The sequence below is a fragment of the Achromobacter sp. FW305-C-13 genome (genome assembly GCF_058783475.1).
Genome location: NZ_JBYSYN010000005.1, coordinates 1 through 15224 on the forward strand (window position 1 = coordinate 1; position 15224 = coordinate 15224).

Consider the following 15224-nt stretch of genomic DNA (forward strand, 5'->3'; position numbering starts at 1 on the left):
CTCGCATTTGCAGTGAGAGGGACGTCAGGCATGGATTCGCGGATGGAATGCGGCATTGACGGGGCGCGTTTCCGCTCCGCCTGTCGCCAGCGTGCGGCCGCCGTCGTTCGTGCCGCCTGAGCGGCCAACGTCGTTAGCATTTGGCGTAGCGCTGGTTTGTAGGTTGCTTACGCCAGCAGTCAGGGTATGAACATGGCTTTGAACGTCTCCGCCCTGCCTCGATCCCAAAGACCTCGCATTTGCAGTGTCAGCGTCAGTTCCCGTAAAGCGGCGGAACATGTTGCGCAAATCAGGAACCCGGAATTGATTTGCATCCACGTCCACAAAGTAGTGTGCGCCAGGATTCGCTGTCCATGTCGCCTGGTTAACGACAAGACCATTTTCCCGGGCATAGCCCCACAGGCCCGCATAAGCCGCCTTCGGCAGGACACCTCCCACGGCGTCAATCTCGCTGGGCAGCGGAGTGGTGGTATGGCCATCCAACGGACGACCGCAGCTAGGAGAGCGGTAGCCGTTGAAATAGCTGGATGCCGACCAGATCCAGATCTCACTGCATTCCGCCACGATGATCGGACCGATGTCCTCCGTAGGCAACGCAGTAATGGAGAAAATCCTGGGGAAATTTCCCGCCACAAAGGCCGTAGTGGCCAGACGAGTGCTCCGGTCTGCGCTGGGCGGCGTAGGCGCAGTGGGCGCACCCGTCAAGGCAGCTGACAACAAAGGCGCAGCGCCAATGTCCGTTAATGCCTGGGCCGCCGTACGGGCGGCGTATGCGCCCGTTCCATTGCCCGTCAGAAAAGACCCTGCTGGTACGCTCGCCAGACCAGACCCGCCCCGCGCCACCGGCAACGTGCCCGTTTTCACATTCCCTGCATCCAGATTCTGGATCGCGTGACTAAGTGCGTCGGTTCCGCCTTCTTGCAGCGGCCGGCCCGTCACCGCAGCCAAACCATCAAGCTGCTGGTACAGCCAGCTCAGGCGCTCGTCGGTGGCCTGTTGAACCTTGTTGAACTGTTCCACCGAAGGCGGAACGGACCCGATATAGGACCAGCCGGTCTTGTATTGCAGGTCCGTAATGCCTTCCGTCAGGCCGTTTTGCGCCCAGGTCGACTTGAAGAGATCGAAGAAAGTGGGATCTGCCATTTTTAGATACCTCGCGCCAGCACGCCGACGCCAAAACCATGGAAACCTTGTTCGCGAAAGCCAAATGGCTTTTCTGTCGAACCGGTGATGAGTTGCACGCCGATGCCGGCGGCTTGCGGGATCCACTTGTGGGGGTTGGCCATAAGAGGATCATTCGGACCAGGGATCCGGCTAACCCAGATGCGGATCTTTGCGTTGCCCGCGTTTTGCACGATCACGCGGGACACGTCAAAAATTGGTTTAAGGGAGCTCGCGATTTCCGGCGTGGTGCCGTGTCCGTTGTTCAGGGCGATCTTCCAGTACAGAAGCTTGCGGTACTCGGCATCAAGCAAGGTGGTAGACCCGGCAACCGGCCGTTCATGGGAACGCCGGAAGCGGGCCTCGCCAAAGCCGCCTACGTTGGGCTGATCCAGAAAGCCGAAAAAGCGCACATACAGCGTTTCATCGACCACCCGCGGCAGGCCCACGATTTCACCGATGCCGTCGAGCTGCTTGCCGACCGCGGTGTCCAACCAACGATCTTCGTACAACGCTCGCAACGCTCCTTGCAGCCCTTCGGCGGGCTTAAGCAGCGCCTTGACCAGCGCCTCCAACCTCCGCTTGGTCTGGAACTGGCCCAGCCAATGGCTCCAGGCCATTTGTGCGTGGTCTTGAGTCAGATCCATCAGGTCACCTCGATGCGCGACAAATCAAACGCAGCAACCTGAAAATCCTGGATCGCCACGTTGGCACTGCGGTAATCCGACGGCGCGGGCACAAAAGCTGCGTCTGGCGAAAACGCCAGCGTCAGGTCCACCGATGCCAGACCCGTACTGCGGTAAATCGCGCCGTACAGACGTTGCAGGATGACGTCTTCACCGATGGCAAAGGCCTTGCCCACCACGACCAGGTTGCCCGCAATCTCCTGGAAACCGTCAGGCGGAAACGCCTGCTCGGATGGCGGCAGCAAAGTGGTCACGCAACGCACCCAGACGTAGACCTGCTCCGGGCGGTCGAAGCGGATACGCTGATCGGCGCCGTCCGCATCCTTGATCACCACCAATTGCTGGCCATGCGTATCGATGCCGGCTGCGACCACCCGGAACAGCGCGTCCGCCACTTCATTGTCCAGGCCGCCGTCAACCACCGCGTGGACACTGTGCGGAGGCCGACCCAGCGCATCCGGCTCGTCGGTGTTGTTCATGAACACTTTGACGGTACGCACACCGGCCACCCGGTCGCGCACATTCGGCGCGATGCTGGGCAGTGTTGCCGCGCCCAGACGGAACAGGCCGGTGGGATAGCGTGCACGGAGTTCGGCGGCGTTCTCGGCCAACCTGCCCGCTACGCCGGGCTGCAGGTTGTCGACAGCGATCCAGCCATCTACCTGCGTGACGATCCCGTTCAGGTCCCCTTCTGCAGCGCCCTCGGTCGATGCCTGCGCGGTCTGAACCAGCGCAGGTGAACCCAAGCGGGCCAGGCTCAACGCTGCAGACCAGGCCAGCGCGGCCGCGCTGCGGCCATCGGTATGAATCCGCACGGCGGCGCCGTCGCTCGAGACCGCCAGGCCGCTGGCTGACAACGCCGTGACTAATCCCGCCAGGATCTGCGGCAGGTTGGTCGTGGCGCCGCTTGTATAAGCGTAGGCCTGGCCATCAATCGAAACGCGATACTCGGTGTGCGTCGCAACAAGGGGTTGAAGCGTCACGTCGGCCGCCGCACCGGCAAGAATCTGCGTTGGCGCAGCCAGTTCCCACAGGTTCTGGCTGACGCGATGACGGATTTGCGCGCCGGCCCGCACAGTGGTTCCGGCGTCGCCATACAACACCACATAGGCCCGGGAGGGCTCGTCCTGGTAGCGCGACACGCCCGTAAACGACACGGACCGGTCCAGTGACACGCCCGTGGCTGAGCCGGGATACATGGCGTAGTAGACGCCTTCGGCCTGCTCCCACAAGGTGGCTTCGCGCTCGGCGAAGGTATCAATCAGCAAGCCGGTGATGCTGTCGGGGCGGGTCTCTACCGCCCCGTTAAATCCGGCCGACTGCATGCGGGCACGCAAGTCCGCCACGATTTCCTGTCGAATCTCGGGAAGGCGCGGACGCACGAACCCGTCCGGTGTGACACCGTAGGCCATAGGTACCTCGAAAAAAGTGGGGTGGGGGGTTAGGTCTTACGCAGTTCGACGACTCGATCGAGTCGTCCCGCGGTCGTATCCGCGTCAAAACTGACGCGCAGAACGCGCAGCTGGCGTTCTATTTCAAGATCAAGGCGGCGCACGCGCTCAACACCGGGCACCGTTCGAATCCGGGCGCGCAAGATCGCTTCAATGCTGGCCCGGTCAGGCGACTTCACAAGAATGTCGTCGAAGTACGGGACGCCAAAGGTCGTATCCAGAAACCACTCGCCCATAAAGGCCAGCAATGTCACCTTGATCTGTTGCGCGATCCGGTCGGCGCCATCCAAAAACGATGTCCGCCCGAGCAGATCCAGATCCAGATCGTGGTCGGCGGAAAGTGCTAGGTCCAAAGCCATCAGACAGGGTCCTCCGTAATACCGCCGGCGTAAGGGTGGCGATGCGAGTCGCCGATGTTCTTGCCGTTATGCGTAATCGATCCGCCTTCATAGGCCACGCCGCCTCGGATCCGCATGGATGCGCCGCCCGCGCCACCCTCGCCCGCCATGCCTTGCGTGTAGACGAGCGGCCCATTGATCGTGACGGGTGTGTTGAAGATGGCCTGCTCGGCCTCTACGGTCCAGGTCCTGACCTGAAAGGTCAGTTCGCCCGCCGGCGACAACTTAAGCGTGCCGGGGCCATATCGAATGCAGACGTTGTCGGTGTCGGCTGCCAACGAACCCGGCCTCAACAATGGCGTGGCAAAGGCGTCGGACAGATCAAACTGGCGCGGGTCGTCCGGAGGCCCGTTGTCGCCTGTCAGCCAGTTTTCCAGCGCGCGGGCCGAGAACGACAGCTTGATCGCATCGCCCGCTTTTAGCGGCACCGAAATCAGGGCCTGCGCGCCATTCACGTCACCGACTGGCCAGCACACCGGTACGCGAACAATCTGGGGAGCAGGCAAATTCTCGCCGTTTGCCAGACGCTTGGCCAGCGCCGGACGCGCCGTCACGAACATGCCGTCATAGCTCACGACTTCGCCCGGCAGTGTCGTGTAAACGTCGGCCAGCTCCGTCGAAATAATCGAGCGGATAGCGTTAATTGCGCTGCTCATTTCTTATCCTTTTTCTTGGCCGGCGCGTACCGGTCAACCAGATTCAATTCGGTCAGCCAATCGCCGGTTTCACTGTCGCCCTTATGTTGCACTTTCTCGACGCGCTGAAAGGCTTCAACAGTGCGGCTTTCCAGCTTGACCAAATCGCCGGGGTTGATCATCGGCAGCAGCAATGATTTCACGCTCCAGCCGTCTCGCTCCTGATGTGCGCTAACCGGGTTGGCGGCATCGTTGGCCGGCTTGCCCTTCGGCTTCGCCTTTTCCTGCGCGGCTTCTCTTACCCGCTCAGGATGACCCAGCAAGCCCGTATCGACAGCCAACACCACCGCCTGGCGTCGCGTGGTGCCACCACGTTGCAGCACTTGCAACTGTTGATTCTGAATCGACCATTCCAGGCCTGTACCTTGCGTAACCTTGTGCAGTGCCGTCCGCGCCGCGCCATAGAACGAAAAGCCGTTGACCCAAGTGCGGTCAGGCACGTCATCGGCCATCATTAGCGACAAGCCCATCTGACGGGCAATGTCACGAATGATGGAGCTTGCCAAAGCGCCCTGCCCCAAGCCGATAGACACGGCCGTGTCCCGCACCTCGGTATAGCCATCTTTGACGATCAGTTCAGTGACCACGTCAGGTTGGTCGAATTTTGTATAGGCAAACACGATGCTGCCCGAGGCCATCAAAATCGGCCCGCCCTCTTCGGCATAACCCGCGTACAGCACACAGCGCAGCCCCGGTTCTTCCAAGGATTTACGCGTTGCGGGCGCCAGATTGTAAAGACGGATCTTGTGATCGTTCGGCTCTTCGTTGACGTCTTTGGTGACCTCGAACGCCAGCCGTATAGGCGGCACGATCTCATAGCCTTTGGTACCGCCCTTGCCCACTAACAGCCGGTAGACCCGATTAAATCTGGCCATCTGCCGCCTCGTCCGCCTCGATGTACATCAGCGGCACCACGCCGCTGGGCAACGCTGTCCGGCTGATGGCGTCACGACGGTCCGGGGCGCGAGCCACCAGTTCACCGGCCGGCAACGCCAGGTGCCGGTAGCTGCCCAGCAACGGCGTATCAGGCATGACGGCAATGCCTGCCACGATCAGCTCGTTGTAGGCATTCTCGATCGACAAGACCCACTGGTCGGCCTCGCTGTTCCAGGACAGCCGCAAGAAATAAGTGACGCCGTCCAGTTCCACCTCGGTGAGACTGTCGTTAGCGTCCAGAATTGGAATCTCAAACATGGGACCTTCCTGGAAATTTGGCAGACGTCATGCTGTTGCGGCGGGCGTCTCAAAAGGCTTGGAAACTTTGCCCGCATTGGTTTTGGTGGCGCCCGCTTTTCCGGTAGCGCTGCCCGACGTCTGTTCGGGTGGAATATCCACATGACGCAGCGCCACCTTTCGGATCTTCTTGAAGCTGGCGAAGATTTCGAAACGCTCGCCACCAGAATTGCTGCGTCCGATTTCGCAGGACTCCATCACGAAGTCGACGTATTGGTCCAAGCCAGTCGAAATCGTGATGGGCAAACGGTTCGCGTGAATCTCACGCAAAGCGGCTTTGGCGCTGATCAGTTTGGAGCGGCCTGCGCCGCCTGAGCTGACGCCATTTATGCCACGGTTGGCCGAGCCCATCAGGGCAACTTCAGCCGCCGTCACCCAACCATCCAGCGAGAGTTTCTCTGATTCCTGCACGACGTGGTCGGACACGGGCGAGCCTTCCTCGACGGCATACGACGTGGCCTGGCTGCTAAGCGAGGTTTTCTCGTTCAAGAGGGCATCAAGCGGAACGGTGCCGATCCTGCTGCCACCGTTCCAGCCAAAAATCATGGATACAAAGCTCATGGTTTCTCCTAGCTCGAAGCCTCGACGCTTCTCGGCACGGATAGCGACCGAGTAATGATTTCCCTGCTGTCAAAGTTGAAGCCTTCCCCGGCCTTCCTGACCTCTGAGCCGATAGCCACAGGATCCAGACCGGTCGCGTTGACTGTGAAGCTGTTTTGCACATTGACCGCTTGGTTCATCTTGCCGAGACCGCCTCGCAGCGCCGAACCTGGCGGTACACCCGGAACGGCATTTCCCGACGCAAATGCCTGCACTTGCGGTTGTGCGGCCAGCGCCCTGGCGGAATCCGTCATAGCGCCCTTCTGCTCATCTGACAGCATCTGACCGGGGAGCAAACTCTTGAACCAGCTGACCGCCGACTTGAACTTGTCCATGACCCAGGTCTGGATGGCGTCGCCAATCGCGCGGATCACGTTCAGGATTCCACTGCCGATGTTGGCAAAGAACGTCCACAAGCCGGTAAACGCGCCGACCAGGTGAGCGATCGCAGCATCCCAGTCGCCTGTGAACGCAGCGACCACGGCGTTGACCAGACCGCTCCAGAACGCCCACAGCGCTGAAAACCACGCCATCAAGGGGGCCAGAAAATAGCTCTGTGCCAATCCCATCAGCGTGTCCCACACCAACGAGATATAGGCTGTGACCGTATCCCAAGCCGCCAACAGATACGACGTTACGGCATCCCACGCCGCTTTCAGATATCCCGTGACGGAATTCCACATAGCCACTATCGCTGCGCTGATCACATCCCAGTTTTCGTAGATTTGCCACACACCGAGGGCCAGCATGGCGAACAGCATAAGAATCCGGGCCAGCGGGTTCATGGTCACTGCCCGCCACAACATAGGCACAGCCGTCCGGGCCAAGAACATGAACAGGGGGCCGATGGGCGAAAGAATGCGCCACAAACCATAGGCGACCGCCGAGACCATGGCGAGCTGCTTCGCCCACTCGCCCACTGCCAGGCCTGCACCGCCCAGCAAGTCCTTCACAAAAGTCAGCACCGTGGAAACAGCCGCAATTTCGTCCTGCCAGTTCTCCACGCCTCCGACCATGCTGCCCAGCACGGATTCGCTACCGTTCAGCCAGTTGGATATGTCTTCGCCGATCAGATAGATCGTGGTCAGAACCGCAGCCATGCGCAGCATCGGCCCGAGCGAACGGCTCAAACCCGAGAACGTCTGCGCCGCGCCCGCAGGCCCGGAGCCGGCAGACATTGCGGTATTCAAACCCAAGGCAGCGCCCGTCGCGTCACGTAGCGCTCGGAGCAAACCGCCCGACTGACGCGACGCCGCAGCCAGCCACTGGTTCAACATCACCAGGCCAAACGATGCCCCGGCCAGCGCGAGCATCCTGATCACAAAGCCCAGGTTGTCCGCCAGCAGTTCAACGGCCCCCGTCACGATCTGCAACGTGGAACGGCCGCCAATCATCGTCCCAAAGAATCGTTGCCAGGCGTCGTTCAACACCGTCACCGAACCGGCAAGACTTGCCGGCTTGGCGCCTGCCTCTGCTTGCAGCGCAGGCAACTGTGACTGCAAAGCCGGCAGTGCGCGGTCGTTGCTGATTATGCCGCCTTGGGCCTGGGCTGTCAGACCTTGCAGCGTGGTGCCCATTCCCTTGGCCATGGCGTCTTGCAGACGCTTGGGCAACGCAGCCAACTGCTCCGCGCCAAACCCGCCCTGCTCAACGGCCTTGAGCATCGACTCCATGATCGCGCCTCGATCACCGCCTTTGCTGCCAGACAAGGCCGCGCCCAGCGCCACAAGCTGCGTGACATCCAAGGTGTCCTGCGTGGACTTTCCCCGGCCCGCCATGCTGCGCTGCATGCGCATGAACGTATCGGCATTGTCGGCATAGGCTGTACGCGTCGTTCGCGCCATCTTGGCCAACTCGCGGTCGGCCTCGGTGTACTCCTGCGTTGAATTCGTTGCCCGGCGCATGGCGTCTTCCACCTGCACCCAGGCATCCATGTCGCCCAAGAGCTGCCGAACCGAACCAAACCCCACCAACGAACCCAGGGCGCCACGCAAATTGGCAACGCCCTTTGCCAGAATGCCTGTTGCTCCAGCCGCCTTCTTCTGCAGCTGGATCAGGTCATTCAGACCTGCCTGGGCCCCGGTCATGCTGCTTGCGACATCACGCATCGCCTGAATGGCGCCCGCCGAGTCGGCCGCCATCTTTGACATGGCGTCCTTGAACCCTTGCCGGTATCGCCTGATTCCGGTTTCGTCCACCTGGTAGCTCAGGACAGCCACTACTTCCCTTACAACGGTCATCGTTACCTCGCCTTCCGTTCTGACGCGGCTTGCGCCGCCTCCTGGGCATCCATCAGAGCGTTCAGCTTCAGGATGTCCAGGAGGTCGACGTCACCGCGTTTGACGGCGTCCAAACTGACATGGCGGGCCAGGATGGGCCGCCAAATGATCAACTCTCGTTCGAAGCCTGCGTCGAACTGCCCGACAGACTCGCCAGCTTCTCGCGGGCCGGACCAAAGCGGCCGACCCAACGCGCCAAAGGGCCGGCGAAGTTGTGCTCAAGAATGTGAAACAGCAGTTCCAGGATTTCGGCGTAATCGGTAAACGCCAAACCACGATGCGCGGCGGTGAGCTTCTGGGGCTCGCGCCCCACCAGCTCAAAGCTGATCAGCTCTGGGTCGATCAGGCGCTCGGCCCAGCCGCCCAGCGCGTCGCCGCCCAGCTTGGCCGACAACTCGCGAAAGGCGTTCAGCATGGCGCTTTCATCGCGTTCCTGCGTGGGGTTATCGCTGCCGAACGCGGTGGTCAGCATCGAACCGGCCGCCGGCAGCACTTCCTTTTGCAGATCGCCCAGCAGCTTGAGCTGACGGAATGGATCAAAGCGCGAAATTCGGAAGATCGTCGTACCGATGACCACTTCCTTGATCGCGGCCATCAGGCGTTACCTCCGACCACGTTGATGGCCTGGCCGGTTTCGATCGTCCATTCGCGGGAGCCGACCTTCGCGCCGTAGCCGGCGTCCGGCATCTTCACGATCCATGCCGAGTCCGACGCATGCAGAGACAAACCGCGCAGGTCGGTAATCGAAATCGGGAAGGCGCCATTGCCCTCGGTGGCCTTGTCGGCCTGATGCAGCGCCGACAAGGCTGCATTGCTGGCGCTGGTCTGCATCAGCGTGAGCTTGATGCTCAGGCGCGAATTGCGCGACATGGCGCGCGACACCTCGCCGTCGATACCGACGACGGACGCAATGCCATCGCCCAGTTCGGTGACGGTCACGAAGTTGTCCTCAGCCAAGCCGGAGATGGGCAGCGCGCCCACCACGATCTTCACCTGGTTCGGTGCGTAAGTTTTGACGGACATGGAAATACCCCGATTACAGTTGTTGGTAGGTGAGGTTGCCTTTGATCTCGGCAACATGGATGGCGCCCGCCAGACGGGCGCTGAACTTCAGGTCACGCAGAATGCGATTGGCCTTGTCATTCGTGGAGATGCCAGCAGCGCGCGGCACGGTGATCACGAAGCCGGGAATCGTGCGGCCCGCGTCATCGATCTCGTCGGGCGCGATCAGGCCACGGCTTTGACCAAGCAGCAGTGCCTGGCGAATGCCATTGACCAGAATCTGAATGCCCACGTCGGTGTATGGAACCTTGCCGTTCGCGTTGATCAGTTGCGATGCGACGTTGATCTTCACCTGCTCGGACAGCCAATCACGGCCACGGATCACGTCGATCCATTCGCCGGCGGCGACCTTACCGTTTTGCGTCACGGCAAAGTTGCGCATCTGCTCGAACGTGTTTGCGTTCTTGGCATGCGCAGCCAACGCCTGGCCTTCGCTCAGATTGTCGTACGTCACGCCGGACAAGCGCGTGTTGGCCCAGGTTTCGCCGCCCGGATAGAACGTAAAACGGTTGGCGCTGACAGCAGCTTCCAGCGCTTCTTTTTGGGCCTGGCCGTGATACCAAACGTGCGTGCGGAAGTACTGCTTTTGCTGGCACTTGGACGCAATGTCGCTGGACACGGCGGCATCGATGATGCCAGCCTGATCGGACGACACACCAAACAGGCGCTCATTGGACTCCACCCATTCCGCGGCATCCAGCACGTCGGCTTCAACACGGCTGGCCAAGGCCACGCCGTACCAGTCGCCGTTTTCACGCAGGCATGCATTCAGCGCGGCCGAGGGGGCTTCGGTGCTGACGGGCGCCGACAGTTGCAGATTGCCCTTGATGGCGATCGCTACCGCATTCCCGGTTTGCTCCGCAGTCACCGACACTTCGGCGCCAACAGCGGCAGCGGTCACGGGTGCGTCGGTCGCGGCAATGGCAGCGACCAACGCGGTAGCGATCGTTTCCGGCGTGCTGTCGGCAACGCCCTTAGCCATCGCGTCGGCCTTTTGAACCAGGCCGGCGCCATCACGCCACGACAGGGTCACGGTGTAGTCCGTGGCGGCAGCGCGCATTACGGTGAACGTCGACGCATCCACGTGGCGGCGGCCAACAAAAACCCGAGCAACCGTCGGTATCTGCTTGAACGCATCGCGCACGGCGACGTACAGCGGGTCGGTCTGAGCGATACCCATGTCCAGCAACTCGCCGGGCTCGGTCACGGCCAGAATGCGATTGACCGCCAGCGCGTGTGCGCCAAGGATCAGGATGTCAGAGAAGTTCTGCTCCTTGATCGCCGTGGTGTTCAGCGAGATCGCCACATTGACGATCCGGTCGATTTTTGCCATTTGCGGCTCCAATAAAAAAGCCGCCATAAGGCGGCAGGACAGTTAGGAAGATCCGTGACGCTAAGGCGCCGTGGGTGTCTTCACGGTGAAAGGGGTGCTGATCGCGGCAGTGGTTCCGCCAGCCGTGGTGGCCACGCCGGTCACGGTCTGAATCGTGCCGACGAAAGCGGTATAGGTTTGCGAATAGCGGACGCCCAACTCCAAGGCGCCGCGCCGTACATCGAATGCCGCGCCCTCCTCGGGCGGAACATTCTGCAGACGGCCCGTCTCAAAGAGCGCCAGACCCAACGCTTCGGCGCGCTCTTCAAATACCGGATGCTGCAGAGTCAACCCCAGCTTATCCAGCGCGTTGAACGCCTCAACACCGAAACTCTTCAGTTCAACGGTGGCATCGCGATGCTCCAGCATGGCCAGGTTGCCGTCCGCATCGACTTGACCTTCTTCGGCGGGCCCGGCGTCTATCCACCGCACGGCCAACGTGACATAAGGCGACGGCGGCGCCGGTTCAATTTCTTCGGCAAACAGGACAGGCATGCCATCTGCCGCGGCCCTTACCAATTCAAAAATAGCGTCTTCTGGCGTCATGGCGTCCCAGAGAATGGGTTGCATCAATAGGCCTTTTACAGCCTGGAAAAAACAAAGCCCGCGAACCTTTTGGTTGGCGGGCTGCATTTCGTGCGGGCGCAATGGCCCGCCGTTATTGTCTCAAATCCGGTCCCAAATGTGGACGATTTTCGGCAAGCGCATGTCCCAATTCGGACCACGCATAGGTAACCGACTTGGTGTTGCCGCCGCAACGTTGCACGTGGCCCGCATCCAGCAAATGATCGAGCACCCGGCGGGCGCCGCGGCGCATGGCCTCGTGAGACGCGGGCGCGAGCGGAATGCCGCGGCTGACATGACGCAAGATTTCGCGCATCTTGAATTCGCGCCCCGGATACGCGGCTAGCAGATCAATGACCTCGTGCGCATACTTCATTTGAAAGCCCTCCAAACCCGTTGCTTGAAACTTCCCAGCGCCACCTTGTAGTACGGCAGCGTGATGCCGATAACGCGGCACGCCTTGTCCTGACGCAAATGCGCGGGCAGGTCGCCGTATTCCGCACGGCGCGTGTATTCCGCCTGGATGATGCGACGCTCGGCCAGCGGCAGCGCTTCGTACAGGGCATGCACCTTGCACGCGCGCTCATGGTTCACCGGAATGCGTATGGGCTCGTCGTCGTCATCGTGGCCGGGCTGCGGCGGAAACTCGCACACGTCCGGCATTGCCTGCGCCATCCGACGCGGACCTGGCCAATCGCCTTCCCACTGCGACCGCATCCAGTTGCGGATCTCGTCTTCCACCCAACGGGGCAATCCTTCTTCCATTCCACACCTCGTCTCAATTCCATTGATGCCAATTCGGGCGAGCCCTTCGTCTCGCATACGCCGCCCGGATACGAATCGCTTGCTCATGGGGTTTGCGGATGGGAGGTGCCTTTGGCGACCGTCAGCATTTCCGCGATCGCTTTCGTGGGATGTCCTCCCATTGCGATCCGCGCTTCCCATCGATCGATCCACTCGCGATGCGACCGGCTGCGGGGCTCCAGCAGCTGGCCCGCGCCCATCGCCCTGAGTGCGGCCTCGGCTTGGGCGCGCGTGGCGAGGGTCTGGCCTGGCGCGGGCAACGCCGCACGCGGCGGCGGAATTTCTGGCCATGCCCCCTTGCCCAGTTCTTCAGACAACGTCCTTTCCCAGCGCACCTTCATCGACCCGTAGTTGCTGTTCAGAAGATCCACCGTGCTGACACCCACTGCCGCCCAATAAACGGCGGGATGAGACCAGCAGCCGCTTTCGCCCCGACGCCGCGCCGACATGCCACGCACGGCCTCGTGATAGGCCACTTCCGGCGTCAACCACGGGCAACACAGCTTCAGGAACTCCGGCAGCGTCGGCGGCCACTCCCGCGCCAGGCACGCCATCAAGCCGCGCCTGACCTGCGGCTCGTCAAGCCCTGCCAATTTCTGGTTCCAAGAGTCTTTCAGCTCGCGCGGCGTCAGGCCTTCCCACTGCTGCGCGAACTTCGCGCCGTAGAGCAGATGCATTTCACGAACGACCAGTGCCCCCAGCCCCGCCGATGCGTCAGCGACTTGCATCGATCACTCCCATGTCGATCTCGTTGCGAGCATGACTTTCAGCCAGCACGCTACGCAGCTCCGACGACCAATCTGCCCGCTGCCGCGCCCGGTTGGCGGGCGCGGCACGAGCGGTATCACGCGGCGGGAACAGGCCCAGGTAACCGCTGGCAATGCTGTGGGCGATAACGGCGTGCGGGGCAATGCCGTCAGCCCGGTAACCCGCAAGTTGCTGCAACTGACGCCGCGCGCCCTCCTCCGTTATCGGTTTCTTGCGGTCTTTTCGATCGGCTACCCAACTTTTCCAGTCCGCGGGATCCAGCCATTCAGGCAACGCAATCGCCGCGGCGTCGAATCCGGCTCTGCGAGGGCACGGCGTTGGAACGGATTCTTGCTGGCTTCTGGTTCCTGGTTCTAGTTCTGGTTCCTGGTTAGTTGCGTCGACGTTCAACGGATATTGAACAGCCTCGGCGCCCACGCCGAGCTTGCGGTGCTGCGCCTGCCGTGCCCGCTTTGCGGCGCTAGCCTTGCCTGCGACGGACTTCGCCTCCTTGTTGCCGTGATAGCGGGCGATCTCCGCGTCGCAGCGGGCATGCCTCCAACCGTGCTCCGTTGCAGCAAAAAACTCGTTCAATACTTGGGAAACGGCGGCCTGTTCCTCATCGGACCGCGCGATCAGCAAACGGCACAGCTTGTCGACGTCCCGGGACAAGGGGGCCTCCGTGTCGTAATAGAGTTCGATCAAGTCGCGGTACACGCTACGTTCAATACGCGTGAGGTGCCGGGTCGCGCTGTTGAAATCGCCAATGTGGTGGGGGTAGTAGTTCATTGCGCCTTCGTCCCTTCGGCCAGCTCAGGCCAGATTCGGATGCAGTCGGCGGGACGCAGGTCGCGCCGGGTGACCACGCCGCAGGTGGCTTGCTCGATCAGGGCGCAATGCTTGACCGGGACGGGCCTGCGGCCCGTGCGCCACTGATAGATCAGCGCGGGGGATACCCCCACGCGTCGAGCGAGCGCCGCAGCGGTGAGCGCCCCCTCCCGGTTGAAATAATCATGTAGCTTCATCACTAAAACTATAGCGATGCTACAGTTTATAAGCAAGCCATGCTATAGTTTTATTTGAATAGCATTGCTATATGAAAATGTGGACGATCGAAGAGGAAGCCGCCGCCCTGCGCGCACGCTTTGAAGGCGTGAACCGCGCGGCATTCGCTCGCGACCACGAGGTCAAGGGCGGCCAGGCGATGATTTATCAGCACATCACTGGTCGGCGTCCCATTGGCATCGAGGCCGCAATGGCTTATGCCGAAGGCTTCGGCTGCACACTCGCCGCGATCAGCCCGCGCCTGGCCCTCGAAGCCCAAAAGGCAGCGTCGCTATCAACGGCCGCCCCCCTCCCCCCCCCGACCGCAGACGTCGCATGGCCTTTTCCTTCCGTGCCCGCGTCGCTGATAAGAGGCCTGGCCGACGATCAGCTCAAGCGCCTGGAAGGCGCCTTGCTGCTCGCACTGGGCCAGATGGGCGTGAAGGCCAAGGGATCGTCCGCGCAGTCCAAGGCTCAGCAAGCCAAACGCGGCACCGTCATGAACATCGACGCCGCCGCAGACGAATTCCCGATGGCGCCGGTCGCTGCTGCCCCATGGGATCCTGATGGACTCACCACCCATCAGGCTGATCGCGCCCAAGCCTTGCGCATCAGCACGGCGGCCAACGTCGGCCACGTCGCCAACGCCGGCTACTCCGCCAACGACCAGGAATTCATGCCCATCCCCGAACTGGATGTGCGCCTGGCCGCCGGCCGGCTTGGCATTGAGAACTACCACGAGACCGAGATCGGCGAAATCCTGCTGCGCCGCTCATTCCTGGAGTCATTCAAGCTGCCGCTCAGCCGCATGAAAATCGTTTATGCGCAGGGCGACAGCATGGAACCCGTCATCCGCAATGGCGGCCCCATGCTGTTCTTCGAAGACCCCGTCACCGACCCGCGCGAGATCGACCCGCGTACGGTGTACGCGATCAACCACGGCGGCAAGATGATCGTGAAGTGCATCGCGCGCGAACGCGAAGGCGGATGGCTGGCCAAATCGCTGAACCCCGCTTACGCGCCCTTCCCGCTGGAAAAGGAAGACGGATGCGAAGTGCGCATCGTCGGACGGATCCTGTGGTCGCCCTATGATCTGCGCAATGGCGTGGATGAGCGGCTGCTGTAGAC

At 61.6% G+C, this 15224-nt stretch carries 19 protein-coding genes; 1 reads left to right on the forward strand and 18 read right to left on the reverse strand.

All coding sequences use genetic code 11. From position 1 onward, the window contains the following. Positions 1 to 24: 24 nt before the first annotated feature. The 18 genes from AC3WMU_RS27645 to AC3WMU_RS27730 form a co-directional block, all read right to left on the reverse strand. Complete coding sequence (locus AC3WMU_RS27645) at positions 25 to 1143, reverse strand: hypothetical protein (protein ID WP_492283262.1); 1119 nt, start codon at positions 1141 to 1143, stop codon at positions 25 to 27. A 2-nt stretch (positions 1144 to 1145) separates the two neighbouring features. Further along, positions 1146 to 1808 (reverse strand): baseplate wedge 1 family protein, encoded by a 663-nt coding sequence (locus AC3WMU_RS27650; RefSeq protein ID WP_492283263.1) that lies wholly within the window; start codon positions 1806 to 1808, stop codon positions 1146 to 1148. Continuing rightward, complete coding sequence (locus AC3WMU_RS27655; protein ID WP_492283264.1) at positions 1808 to 3259, reverse strand: hypothetical protein; 1452 nt, start codon at positions 3257 to 3259, stop codon at positions 1808 to 1810. Before AC3WMU_RS27655 ends, AC3WMU_RS27650 begins: the two co-directional genes overlap by 1 nt. A 29-nt stretch (positions 3260 to 3288) precedes the next feature. After that, positions 3289 to 3657 (reverse strand): contractile injection system sheath initiator, encoded by a 369-nt coding sequence (locus AC3WMU_RS27660; protein ID WP_454677518.1) that lies wholly within the window; start codon positions 3655 to 3657, stop codon positions 3289 to 3291. After that, on the reverse strand, positions 3657 to 4352 hold the full coding sequence (locus AC3WMU_RS27665; RefSeq protein ID WP_492283265.1) for a Gp138 family membrane-puncturing spike protein: 696 nt from the start codon (positions 4350 to 4352) through the stop codon (positions 3657 to 3659). Before AC3WMU_RS27665 ends, AC3WMU_RS27660 begins: the two co-directional genes overlap by 1 nt. After that, positions 4349 to 5266: a phage protein gene (locus AC3WMU_RS27670; RefSeq protein WP_454677520.1), complete on the reverse strand. Its 918-nt coding sequence runs from the start codon at positions 5264 to 5266 to the stop codon at positions 4349 to 4351. The genes AC3WMU_RS27665 and AC3WMU_RS27670 overlap by 4 nt, the downstream gene beginning before the upstream one ends. Then, on the reverse strand, positions 5253 to 5585 hold the full coding sequence (locus AC3WMU_RS27675) for a phage baseplate plug family protein (protein WP_454677521.1): 333 nt from the start codon (positions 5583 to 5585) through the stop codon (positions 5253 to 5255). The genes AC3WMU_RS27670 and AC3WMU_RS27675 overlap by 14 nt, the downstream gene beginning before the upstream one ends. 27 nt (positions 5586 to 5612) lie before the next feature. Beyond that, on the reverse strand, positions 5613 to 6185 hold the full coding sequence (locus AC3WMU_RS27680; RefSeq protein WP_492283266.1) for a phage baseplate protein: 573 nt from the start codon (positions 6183 to 6185) through the stop codon (positions 5613 to 5615). An 8-nt stretch (positions 6186 to 6193) separates the two neighbouring features. Further along, positions 6194 to 8464 (reverse strand): tape measure protein, encoded by a 2271-nt coding sequence (locus AC3WMU_RS27685; protein ID WP_492283267.1) that lies wholly within the window; start codon positions 8462 to 8464, stop codon positions 6194 to 6196. Positions 8465 to 8612: 148 nt separating this feature from the next. Further along, entirely contained in the window at positions 8613 to 9098 is a 486-nt protein-coding gene (locus tag AC3WMU_RS27690; RefSeq protein WP_454677524.1) for a phage tail assembly chaperone, read from the reverse strand. Continuing rightward, on the reverse strand, positions 9098 to 9526 hold the full coding sequence (locus tag AC3WMU_RS27695; RefSeq protein ID WP_183012755.1) for a phage structural protein: 429 nt from the start codon (positions 9524 to 9526) through the stop codon (positions 9098 to 9100). The genes AC3WMU_RS27690 and AC3WMU_RS27695 overlap by 1 nt, the downstream gene beginning before the upstream one ends. 13 nt (positions 9527 to 9539) lie before the next feature. Beyond that, positions 9540 to 10898, reverse strand: coding sequence for a DUF3383 family protein (locus AC3WMU_RS27700; RefSeq protein ID WP_492283268.1), 1359 nt, complete (start codon positions 10896 to 10898; stop codon positions 9540 to 9542). A 60-nt stretch (positions 10899 to 10958) separates the two neighbouring features. Next, positions 10959 to 11570, reverse strand: coding sequence for a phage neck terminator protein (locus AC3WMU_RS27705; protein WP_492283269.1), 612 nt, complete (start codon positions 11568 to 11570; stop codon positions 10959 to 10961). A 25-nt stretch (positions 11571 to 11595) separates the two neighbouring features. Continuing rightward, positions 11596 to 11877, reverse strand: coding sequence for a hypothetical protein (locus AC3WMU_RS27710; protein WP_454677527.1), 282 nt, complete (start codon positions 11875 to 11877; stop codon positions 11596 to 11598). Continuing rightward, the gene (locus tag AC3WMU_RS27715; protein WP_454677528.1) at positions 11874 to 12266 is read right to left on the reverse strand and encodes a hypothetical protein; all 393 of its coding nucleotides are present in this window, start codon (positions 12264 to 12266) and stop codon (positions 11874 to 11876) included. The genes AC3WMU_RS27710 and AC3WMU_RS27715 overlap by 4 nt, the downstream gene beginning before the upstream one ends. 83 nt (positions 12267 to 12349) lie before the next feature. After that, positions 12350 to 13033, reverse strand: coding sequence for a hypothetical protein (locus AC3WMU_RS27720; RefSeq protein ID WP_088589206.1), 684 nt, complete (start codon positions 13031 to 13033; stop codon positions 12350 to 12352). After that, positions 13020 to 13841 (reverse strand): YdaU family protein, encoded by an 822-nt coding sequence (locus AC3WMU_RS27725; protein WP_492283270.1) that lies wholly within the window; start codon positions 13839 to 13841, stop codon positions 13020 to 13022. The genes AC3WMU_RS27720 and AC3WMU_RS27725 overlap by 14 nt, the downstream gene beginning before the upstream one ends. Further along, complete coding sequence (locus AC3WMU_RS27730; RefSeq protein ID WP_454677530.1) at positions 13838 to 14077, reverse strand: transcriptional regulator; 240 nt, start codon at positions 14075 to 14077, stop codon at positions 13838 to 13840. Before AC3WMU_RS27730 ends, AC3WMU_RS27725 begins: the two co-directional genes overlap by 4 nt. 71 nt (positions 14078 to 14148) lie before the next feature. Here AC3WMU_RS27730 and AC3WMU_RS27735 point away from each other — a divergent pair, with 71 nt between their 5' ends. Further along, entirely contained in the window at positions 14149 to 15222 is a 1074-nt protein-coding gene (locus tag AC3WMU_RS27735) for a S24 family peptidase (RefSeq protein WP_492283271.1), read from the forward strand. Positions 15223 to 15224 lie beyond the last annotated feature (2 nt).

Excerpts from the sequence above, each read along its gene's own strand:
- AC3WMU_RS27710 (WP_454677527.1), bottom strand. The coding sequence starts at position 11,877 with ATGAAGTATGCGCACGAGGTCATTGATCTGCTAGCCGCGTATCCGGGG.
- AC3WMU_RS27665 (WP_492283265.1), bottom strand. The coding sequence starts at position 4,352 with ATGAGCAGCGCAATTAACGCTATCCGCTCGATTATTTCGACGGAGCTG.
- AC3WMU_RS27680 (WP_492283266.1), bottom strand. The coding sequence starts at position 6,185 with ATGAGCTTTGTATCCATGATTTTTGGCTGGAACGGTGGCAGCAGGATC.
- AC3WMU_RS27725 (WP_492283270.1), bottom strand. The coding sequence starts at position 13,841 with ATGAACTACTACCCCCACCACATTGGCGATTTCAACAGCGCGACCCGG.
- AC3WMU_RS27715 (WP_454677528.1), bottom strand. The coding sequence starts at position 12,266 with ATGGAAGAAGGATTGCCCCGTTGGGTGGAAGACGAGATCCGCAACTGG.
- AC3WMU_RS27675 (WP_454677521.1), bottom strand. The coding sequence starts at position 5,585 with ATGTTTGAGATTCCAATTCTGGACGCTAACGACAGTCTCACCGAGGTG.
- AC3WMU_RS27690 (WP_454677524.1), bottom strand. The coding sequence starts at position 9,098 with ATGGCCGCGATCAAGGAAGTGGTCATCGGTACGACGATCTTCCGAATT.
- AC3WMU_RS27645 (WP_492283262.1), bottom strand. The coding sequence starts at position 1,143 with ATGGCAGATCCCACTTTCTTCGATCTCTTCAAGTCGACCTGGGCGCAA.
- AC3WMU_RS27735 (WP_492283271.1), top strand. The coding sequence starts at position 14,149 with ATGAAAATGTGGACGATCGAAGAGGAAGCCGCCGCCCTGCGCGCACGC.
- AC3WMU_RS27655 (WP_492283264.1), bottom strand. The coding sequence starts at position 3,259 with ATGGCCTACGGTGTCACACCGGACGGGTTCGTGCGTCCGCGCCTTCCC.
- AC3WMU_RS27670 (WP_454677520.1), bottom strand. The coding sequence starts at position 5,266 with ATGGCCAGATTTAATCGGGTCTACCGGCTGTTAGTGGGCAAGGGCGGT.
- AC3WMU_RS27720 (WP_088589206.1), bottom strand. The coding sequence starts at position 13,033 with ATGCAAGTCGCTGACGCATCGGCGGGGCTGGGGGCACTGGTCGTTCGT.
- AC3WMU_RS27705 (WP_492283269.1), bottom strand. The coding sequence starts at position 11,570 with ATGCAGCCCGCCAACCAAAAGGTTCGCGGGCTTTGTTTTTTCCAGGCT.
- AC3WMU_RS27695 (WP_183012755.1), bottom strand. The coding sequence starts at position 9,526 with ATGTCCGTCAAAACTTACGCACCGAACCAGGTGAAGATCGTGGTGGGC.
- AC3WMU_RS27730 (WP_454677530.1), bottom strand. The coding sequence starts at position 14,077 with ATGAAGCTACATGATTATTTCAACCGGGAGGGGGCGCTCACCGCTGCG.
- AC3WMU_RS27660 (WP_454677518.1), bottom strand. The coding sequence starts at position 3,657 with ATGGCTTTGGACCTAGCACTTTCCGCCGACCACGATCTGGATCTGGAT.
- AC3WMU_RS27700 (WP_492283268.1), bottom strand. The coding sequence starts at position 10,898 with ATGGCAAAAATCGACCGGATCGTCAATGTGGCGATCTCGCTGAACACC.
- AC3WMU_RS27685 (WP_492283267.1), bottom strand. The coding sequence starts at position 8,464 with ATGACCGTTGTAAGGGAAGTAGTGGCTGTCCTGAGCTACCAGGTGGAC.
- AC3WMU_RS27650 (WP_492283263.1), bottom strand. The coding sequence starts at position 1,808 with ATGGATCTGACTCAAGACCACGCACAAATGGCCTGGAGCCATTGGCTG.